Annotated in this window: 7 protein-coding genes; all 7 read right to left on the reverse strand. The window is 67.7% G+C overall.

Annotation, left to right across the window (positions count from 1 at the left end; all coding sequences use genetic code 11):
• Positions 1-153: 153 nt before the first annotated feature.
• On the reverse strand, positions 154-1,128 hold the full coding sequence (locus tag DTS01S_RS00005; protein ID WP_012203331.1) for an NAD(P)H-dependent flavin oxidoreductase: 975 nt from the start codon (positions 1,126-1,128) through the stop codon (positions 154-156).
• Between the two features lie 7 nt (positions 1,129-1,135).
• Positions 1,136-2,149 carry a Bug family tripartite tricarboxylate transporter substrate binding protein gene (locus DTS01S_RS00010; protein ID WP_017407911.1) on the reverse strand — a complete coding sequence of 338 codons (1,014 nt, stop codon included), beginning with the start codon at positions 2,147-2,149 and terminating at the stop codon, positions 1,136-1,138.
• A gap of 65 nt (positions 2,150-2,214) precedes the next feature.
• On the reverse strand, positions 2,215-3,234 hold the full coding sequence (locus DTS01S_RS00015; protein ID WP_017407912.1) for a Bug family tripartite tricarboxylate transporter substrate binding protein: 1,020 nt from the start codon (positions 3,232-3,234) through the stop codon (positions 2,215-2,217).
• Between the two features lie 119 nt (positions 3,235-3,353).
• A complete protein-coding gene (locus DTS01S_RS00020; protein ID WP_043789948.1) occupies positions 3,354-4,610 on the reverse strand; it encodes a CaiB/BaiF CoA transferase family protein in 1,257 nt (418 codons plus the stop codon).
• Between the two features lie 42 nt (positions 4,611-4,652).
• Entirely contained in the window at positions 4,653-5,453 is an 801-nt protein-coding gene (locus DTS01S_RS00025; protein WP_013804147.1) for an oxepin-CoA hydrolase, alternative type, read from the reverse strand.
• Positions 5,454-5,469: 16 nt separating this feature from the next.
• Positions 5,470-6,606 carry an acyl-CoA dehydrogenase family protein gene (locus DTS01S_RS00030; RefSeq protein ID WP_046240841.1) on the reverse strand — a complete coding sequence of 379 codons (1,137 nt, stop codon included), beginning with the start codon at positions 6,604-6,606 and terminating at the stop codon, positions 5,470-5,472.
• Between the two features lie 22 nt (positions 6,607-6,628).
• On the reverse strand, positions 6,629-7,825 hold the full coding sequence (locus DTS01S_RS00035) for an acyl-CoA dehydrogenase family protein (RefSeq protein ID WP_061287120.1): 1,197 nt from the start codon (positions 7,823-7,825) through the stop codon (positions 6,629-6,631).
• Positions 7,826-7,949 lie beyond the last annotated feature (124 nt).

Below are 7,949 nucleotides of genomic sequence, written 5' to 3' on the forward strand. Positions count from 1 at the left end.
CGACACGTTTGACGGGTACAAGGATTTTCATGAGAAAGCTCTTTCCTGGTTTTTGAAGTACGACCTACGCAAGAAGGAACAAGGCAAGCGGCTTGCCATGGGGCGCAGCACGTTGTCGCATCCTGTTTGCGCAAGTCCTGTGAAGATGGGCGGTCAGCGGGCCAGGCCGGCCAACCGCTCGTTGATCAGTGCATGGGCCTGGTCCATGATGCCGGAGATCAGCTGCTGGACCGTGGGCACGTCGTTGATCAGGCCGGCCACCATGCCACAGGACCAGACGCCTGCGTCCATGTCGCCGTCATGCATGATGCGCGGATAGACGCCGGCCACCTCGGGCGCGATGTCGGCGAAGGTGATGGCCGCGCCCAGCTCGCGCTCCTTTTGCAGCAGGCGCTCGGTGGCCGGGTTGGTCAGCACGCGCTCGGTGTTGCGCAGCGGGCGCATGACCAGGCGCGTGTCCAGCTCGCTGGCCGCGACGATGGCCTGCTTGACGTTGTCGTGCACGGGCGCTTCCTGGGTGGCGATGAAGCGCGTGCCCATGTTGATGCCCTCGGCGCCCAGCGCCAGCGCAGCCACCAGCGAGCGGCCGTCGGCCATGCCGCCCGAGGCGACGAAGGGAATCTTCAGTTCTTCGGCCGCGCGCGGCAGCAGGATGAAATTGGGGATGTCGTCCTCGCCCGGATGGCCGCCGCATTCGAAGCCGTCCACGCTGATGGCGTCGCAGCCGATGGCCTCGGCCTTGAGCGCATGGCGCACCGAGGTGCACTTGTGGATGACCTTGATGCCGGCTTCCTTGAGCGCGGGCAGCCATTTCTGCGGGTTGTTGCCCGCCGTCTCCACGACCTTGACGCCGCCTTCGATGATGGCCTTGACGTAGCCCGGGTAGTCGGGCGGGTTGACCGAGGGCAGGAAGGTCAGGTTGACGCCGAAGGGCTTGTCCGTCATCTCGCGGCAGCGCGCGATCTCGCGCGCCAGCAGCTCGGGCGTGCGCTGGGTCAGGCCCGTGATCAGCCCCAGGCCGCCCGCGTTGGAGACGGCGGCGGCCAGCTCGGCCAGGCCCACATGGTGCATGCCCCCCTGGATGATGGGATGCTCGATGCCAAAGAGTTCGGTGATGCGTGTCTTCATGTCGTTGTCACTCCACTGCAATGCCCTTGTCGCGGATCAGCTGGCCCCAGCGCGTGTAGTCCTGCTGGATGCGCTGGCCCAGCTGGGCGGGGTTCTGGTAGGCGGCGATGGCGCCTGCGTTGAGCAGCTTGTCCTGGATGTCCTTGTCGGCCAGGATCTGCTGCACTTCGCTGGCGATGCGGTCGACCACGGCCTTGGGGCTACCCTTGGGCGCCAGCAGGCCGCCCCAGGAGACGGCGTCGTAGCCCTTGATGCCCTGCTCGGCAATGGTCTTGGTGTCGGGCAGCATGGCCACGCGCTGGGGCGAGCCCACGGCGATGGCGCGCAGCTTGCCGGCCTGGATGTGGGGCAGCGCGGCCACGAGGTCGGCATACATGATGGGCACCTGGCCGCCGATGGTGTCGGTGATGGCGGGCACGCCGCCCTTGTAGGGCACGTGCTGCATGTCGAAGCCGGCCATCTGCTTGAGCAGCTCCATGCTCAGGTGGCCGAAGCTGCCGGCGCCCGAGCTGGTGTAGTTGAGCGCGACCTTCTGCGCCTTGGCGTGGGCGATCAGGCTCTTGAGGTCGGTGACATCGGGCAGCAGCGTGGGGTTGACCACGATGACGATGGGCAGGTCATAGACCGTGGCCACGGGCGTGAAGTCCTTGACGGTGTCGTAGCCGGCCTTCTTGTACAGGTGCGGCGCCAGCAGCGTGGGCGTGGCCAGCATCATCAGCGTGTAGCCGTCGGCCGGGCTCTTGGCGACCTGCACGGCCGCGATAGAGCCGGAGGCGCCAGGGCGGTTTTCCACCACCACGGTCTGCTTGAGGCGCTCGCCCAGCTTCTGGCCTACGATGCGCGATGCCGTGTCGGTGGGGCCGCCCGCCGGGAAGGGAACGACCAGCCGCAGCATCTTGCTGGGCCAGCCGGTCTCGGCCAGGGCGCCGCCGGCCAGGCCGGCCAGCAGCGGGGCTGCGGCCAGGGCCAGAACGCTGCGCCGCGTGGGGCGTGCCGGGGATGCGGGATTGCGCGTGTACATGAAGTCTCCTCTCAAAGCTGTCTCAGCAGTCGTCGGTGGCGGCCCGCTGCCGCGGGCCGGAAAAATCAATCAAGCTTCGCGCCGGCTTCTTCCACCAGCGCCTTCCAGATGGGCATGTCGCGCTGGTAGTTCTCGCGGAAGGCCTGCGGGCTGTTCATCAGCGGCATGAAACCTGCGCCCACGGTGCGCTCCAGCACCTTGGGGTCCTTGGCGATTTCGCGCAGGTGGCCGTAGAGCTGGTCCACGATCTCCTTGGGCACGCCGGCCGGCGCGCCCATGGCCACCCAGCCGTAGATGGCGTAGGCGTCGTCGGTGACGCCCTGTTCATGGATGGTGGGCAGCTTGGGCAGGATTTCCATGCGCTCCTTGCCCGTGACGCCGATGGCCTTGAGCTTGCCCGAGTCGATGAAGGGCTTGGTGTTGAGCGCGCTGGAAAAGCACATCTGCAGCTGGCCGCCGATCAGCTCCTGGATCATGGGCGCCTCGCCCTTGTAGGCGGCGTGGGTCATGTCGGCGTCCATGGTCTTGCTCATGTAGGCACCGGCCAGGTGGGCATACGAGCCCACGCCCCAGGAGCCGTAAGAGAGCTTGCCCTTGTTGGCCTTCACGTAGGCCAGCAGCTCCTTCATGTTGTTGGCCGGCACCGAGGGATGGACCACCAGGGTGACGGGCGCCGCTGCGATCTGGGTGATCAGGGCGATGTCCTTTTGCGGGTTGTAGGGCAGCTTGGTGTAGAGGAACTGGTTGATCAGCATGGAGGTGCTGAGCGAGACCAGCAGGGTGTGGCCGTCGGCGGGCGCCTTGACCACGGCGTCCGTGCCCAGGATGCCGGCCGCGCCCGCGCGGTTGTCGATGACCACGGGCTGGCCCACGCGCCTGGCCAGGGCCTCGCCGATGGTGCGCGCAATGATGTCGGTGGCGCCGCCCGCGTTGAAGGGCACGACCACGCGGATGGGCTTGGTGGGCCACGCTGCCGGCTTGCCGGCCTGTGCGAGGGCGCTGGTGGCGCCCGTGGCCAGCAGGCTGGTGCCGCCGATGGCGGCCAGCCCTTGAAGAATGTCGCGGCGTGTGACTTGGTTGCTCATGGCTTTGTCTCCTGGGTGTTGCTGTCTATGGGTGCCGTCTTGGTGCGGCATGCAAACCTGGCGGGTCGGGAGCCGGGCATCAATGGCCCCCCGTGGAATCAGTCGCGTGATCGGTCCTCTTATCCCTGTTGCGCGGGGGTCTCGGGCAGGGTCAGCACGCCCTTGGACTGCAGCTGCTGCAGCTGCTCGTCGCTCATGCTCAGCAGCCGGTGCAGCACCTCGCGCGTGCCCTCGCCCAGCGTGGGCGGTGCATGGCGTATGGGCAGGCGCTGGCCGTCCAGGCGGTAGGGCGGCGCGAACACGGGCGTGGTGCCGACCACGGGGTGGGGCATGTCACGCAGCAGGCCGCCACGGCGCGTGCGCTCGCTGGTCAGGGCCTCGTGCAGGCCGGCCACGCGGCCGCAGGGGATGCCGGCTGCCGTCAGGCGCTCCAGCAGCAGATCGCGCGGGAAGGAGCGGATCAGTTCCTTGAGCATGGGGCCCAGCTCCAGGCGGTTCTTGGCGCGGTTGACGTTGGTGGAGAAACGCTCGTCCTCGACGATGTCGGGGCGCATCACCACCTGGCGGCAGAACTTGTCGAACTGGGCGTTGTTGCCCACGGCGATGATCAGCGGGCCGTCGGCCGCCTCATACATGCCGTAGGGAACGATGGAGGGGTGGGCATTGCCGTAGCGCTCGGGGTCATGGCCCAGCTGCATGGCATCCAGGCCGTAGTAGCCGGTGATCATGATGCCGCTGTCGTACAGCGCCATCTCGATGAGGCGGCCCTTGCCCGTGCGCTCGCGGCGGAACAGCGCGGCCAGGATGGCCTGGGCCGCGTACATGCCGGTCATGAGATCGACCACGGCCACGCCGAACTTGAGCGGCGGCGTGCCGGCCTCGCCGTTGAGCGCCATGAGGCCGGCCTCGCCCTGGATGACCAGGTCGTAGCCGGGGCGCTTGGCCTCGGGCCCGCTGCTGTCATAGCCGGCCACGGCGCAGTAGATGATGCCGGGCTTGATGGCCTTGAGCTGTTCGTAGCCCAGGCCCAGCTTCTCGGCGCCGCCGGTCTTGAAGTTGTGGATGACCACGTCGAACTGGGGCAGCAGGTCGTGGACGATCTTCACGCCCTCGGGGGTCTGCAGGTCCAGCGTGATGGACCGCTTGTTGCGGTTCATGCTGTTGTAGTAGGTGGTCTCGGTCTTGCCGATGCGCAGGCCCCAGTCGCGCGTGTCGTCGCCGCGGCCCGGGTGCTCGACCTTGACCACTTCGGCGCCGAAGTCGGCCAGCACCATGCCGCACAGCGGCCCCGCGAACACGCGCGAGAGGTCGAGCACGCGCACGCCCTCCAGCGGGAAGTCGATGTCCTGGTTCTGATCGTTGTGGCTGTCGGCCATGTGCGTTGTCTCCTTGGAAAGTCTTTTAGGTCTTGAGCGGTTTCAGCCGCGCAGCTTGGTGAAGTCGGCAGCGCGCTTTTCGAGGAAGGCGCCAATGCCTTCGCGCGATTCCTCGCTCTCCTGCGAGCGCACCATGTACTGCGCCTCCAGCTCCAGCTGCTCTTCCAGCGTGTTGCGCGGCGCCTGGCGGCACAGGTCCTTGATCAGGGCCATGGCCTGGTCGGGGCCGGTGGCCACCTGGGCGGCCAGCGCCACGGCGTCGGCCTGGGCCTGGCCCGGTTCGGACAGGCGGTTGACGGGGCCCAGGGCATGCAGGCGCTCGCCGCTGATGCGCTCGCCGGTCAGGCACAGCTCGGTCAGCACCTGGCGCGAGACGAACTCGGCCAGGAAGGCGGTGGCGCCGCCATCGGGCGTGAGGCCGACCTTGACGTAGGCGACCGAGAACACGGCGTTCTTCGCCGCCACCAGCATGTCGCAGGCCAGGGCCAGCGACAGGCCCGCGCCGGCCGCCGCGCCTTCGACCGCGGCGATCACGGGCTTGGGAAAGTCGCGCACGCTGCGGATCAGGTCATGCAGGCCTTCGAGCTTGGCGCGTCGCTCCTGCACAGGCAGCTCGCGGCGCTTGGCCAGCTGGCGCAGGTCGCCGCCCGCGCAGAAGTGGCCGCCCTCGCCCGTGAGCACCACGGCGCCCACGGTGGGGTCGGTCGCCGCGCTCTTGAGCGCCGCCGAGACGGCCGCGTAGAACTCGGGCGACAGCGCATTGCGCGCGGCCACGTTGTTGTTGGACAGCACCAGCACGGCGCCTTCGCGGCGGGTCAGCAGGACTTGGTTCGCTTCGGTCATGGCGGCTTTCCTTGGCTCAGTGTTGCGAGCCGAGTGCGATGTAACGCGACAGGTGGTGGTCCTCGTCGCCGAACTGGTGGTCGATCATGACCAGGCGCTTGGCGTAGTGGGCCAGGGGCAGTTCCCAGGTCATGCCGATGCCGCCATGCATCTGGATGCTTTCCTCGGCCACCAGGGTGCCGATGCGGCCGATGCTGTACTTGGCGGCCGACAGGGCCTTCTCGCGCGCCACGCGGTCTTCGTCCGCAATGGCGGCGGCCGCGTTGATCACGGCCGAGCGCGCCTGCTCCACTTCCAGCAGCAGGTCGGCCATGCGGTGCTGCAGGGCCTGGAAGCTGCCGATGGGCACGCCGAACTGCTTGCGCGTGCGCAGGTACTCCAGCGTCTGGTCCTTGGCCACGTCCATGGCGCCCACGGCCTCGGCGGTCAGCGCCAGCACGGCGTAGCCGCTGATACGTTCCAGCAGGGACAGGCCCCGGCCTTCTTCGCCCAGCAGGGCGTCTGCCCCGACCTGCACCTTGTCCAGCACCAGCTCGGCCGCGCGGCCGCCCTCGATGCGGTTGTAGCCGCGCTTTTGGATGCCTGCGGCATTGCCGGGGACCAGGAACAGGCTGATGCCGGCCTCGTCGTACTGGCTGCCCGAGGTGCGGGCCGAGACCAGCAGCAGGTCGGCCTTCTCGCCGAAGGCGACCACGCCCTTGGCGCCGTTCAGCACCCAGCCGTCGCCGCTGCGCACGGCCGTGGTGGCGACGTTGTTGAGCTCGTAGTGGCTGCCGGGCTCGTCATGGGCCAGGGCCGCAATGGACGTGCCGCCGATGATGGCTGCCAGCTGTTCCTTTTGCGCATCGCTGCCAGCCGCGATCAGGGCCTGGCCCACGACCAGGGCGCCCAGCAGCGGCTCGGCCACCAGGCCACGGCCCAGGCATTCGAAGACCACGCTGATGTCGAAGCCCTGGCCGCCGAAGCCGCCAGCGTCTTCCGGGAACAGCGCGCCGATGGCGCCGATGTCCGCGAACTGCCCGTACAGCAGCGGGCTGTGGCCTTCCTCGCCATAGGCGACGTGGTTGCGCGCCTCGATGGCGTACTGCTCGGAGACGAAGCGGTTGAGGCTGTCCGCCAGCATGCGGCGGTCTTCGGTGTGTTCGAAGTTCATGTTCCGTTTTCCTTGCTGCCGATCACAGGCCCAAGATCATCTTGGAGATGATGTTCTTCTGGATTTCGTTGGAGCCGCCGAAGATCGACAGCTTGCGGTAGTTGAAGTACGCGGCGGCGGCCGTGGCGGCAGCCGCGTCGCCGATGGCGGGCTGGTCGTAGCCGGCCTGCAGGGCCTCTTCGATGAAGGGCGCGGCGTAGGGTCCCATGGCGCGGCGCACCAGGGACAGGATTTCCTGGCGGATCTCGGTGCCGCGGATCTTGAGCATGGAGCTTTCGGCGCCCGGCACGCCGCCGCCGGCCACGGCGGCGATCACGCGCAGGTTGGTGGTCTTCATGTTCTCCAGGTCGATCTCGACCTTGGCCAGGCGGGCCGCGAACAGCGGGTCCTGCGTCAGCGGCTTGCCGTTGCGCAGCATGCGGCCGGCGACGGCCTTGAGCTTTTCCAGGCCGGCCACCGAGAAGCCCACGCCCGCGATGTTGGTGCGCTCGTAGGTCAGCAGGTACTTGGCGTAGGTCCAGCCCTTGTTCTCCTCGCCGACCAGGTTCTCCACGGGCACCCTGACGTCGGTGAAGAAGACTTCGTTGACCTCGTGCTCGCCGTCCAGCGTGATGATGGGGCGCACTTCCACGCCGGGCGAGTTCATGTCCACCAGCAGGAAGCTGATGCCCTGCTGCGCCTTGGCCTCGCGGTTGGTGCGCACCAGGCAGAAGATCATGTTGGCGTGCTGGCCCAGCGTGGTCCAGGTCTTCTGGCCGTTGACGATGTAGTGATCGCCATCGCGCACGGCCGACGTCTTGACCGAGGCCAGGTCCGAGCCCGAACCCGGCTCCGAATAGCCCTGGCACCACCAGTCGGCGCCTTTGAGGATGCGCGGCAGCCAGTGGGCCTTCTGCGCCTCGTTGCCGTACTTGATCAGGACGGGGCCCAGCATGCTCAGCCCGAAGGGCACGATGCGCGGCGTGCCCGCCAGCGCGCATTCATGCTCGAAGATGAATTTCTGCACCGCGCTCCAGCCCGGGCCGCCGTGCTGCTCGGGCCAGTGGTTGGCCAGCCAGCCGCGTTCGTTGAGGATGGCGTGCCAGCGCTCCATGTCCTGCTTGGTCAGCTGCAGGCCGTTCTTGACCTTGTGCGACAGGTCCTCGGGCAGCTTGTCCTTGAGGAAGCCGCGAACCTCGTCGCGGAAGGCCAGTTCTTCAGTCGTAAATTGCAAATCCATTGCTATTCCCCAGTAATCCGTGGCGTTGTAAGCCGTTTGCAGCCCTGAAATTGGCGTGCCCTAAGCGAGGGACGCCGAGCAAGGGCCGCCCCGCAGCAAGGGCGTCGTTCCCCTCCCGCGAAGC

The organism is Delftia tsuruhatensis NBRC 16741 (genome assembly GCF_001571325.1).
Lineage (GTDB): Bacteria > Pseudomonadota > Gammaproteobacteria > Burkholderiales > Burkholderiaceae_C > Comamonas > Comamonas tsuruhatensis.

Coding starts and splice junctions, on each gene's coding strand:
- DTS01S_RS00005 (WP_012203331.1), bottom strand. CDS start 1,128: ATGAAGACACGCATCACCGAACTCTTTGGCATCGAGCATCCCATCATC.
- DTS01S_RS00010 (WP_017407911.1), bottom strand. CDS start 2,149: ATGTACACGCGCAATCCCGCATCCCCGGCACGCCCCACGCGGCGCAGC.
- DTS01S_RS00015 (WP_017407912.1), bottom strand. CDS start 3,234: ATGAGCAACCAAGTCACACGCCGCGACATTCTTCAAGGGCTGGCCGCC.
- DTS01S_RS00020 (WP_043789948.1), bottom strand. CDS start 4,610: ATGGCCGACAGCCACAACGATCAGAACCAGGACATCGACTTCCCGCTG.
- DTS01S_RS00025 (WP_013804147.1), bottom strand. CDS start 5,453: ATGACCGAAGCGAACCAAGTCCTGCTGACCCGCCGCGAAGGCGCCGTG.
- DTS01S_RS00030 (WP_046240841.1), bottom strand. CDS start 6,606: ATGAACTTCGAACACACCGAAGACCGCCGCATGCTGGCGGACAGCCTC.
- DTS01S_RS00035 (WP_061287120.1), bottom strand. CDS start 7,825: ATGGATTTGCAATTTACGACTGAAGAACTGGCCTTCCGCGACGAGGTT.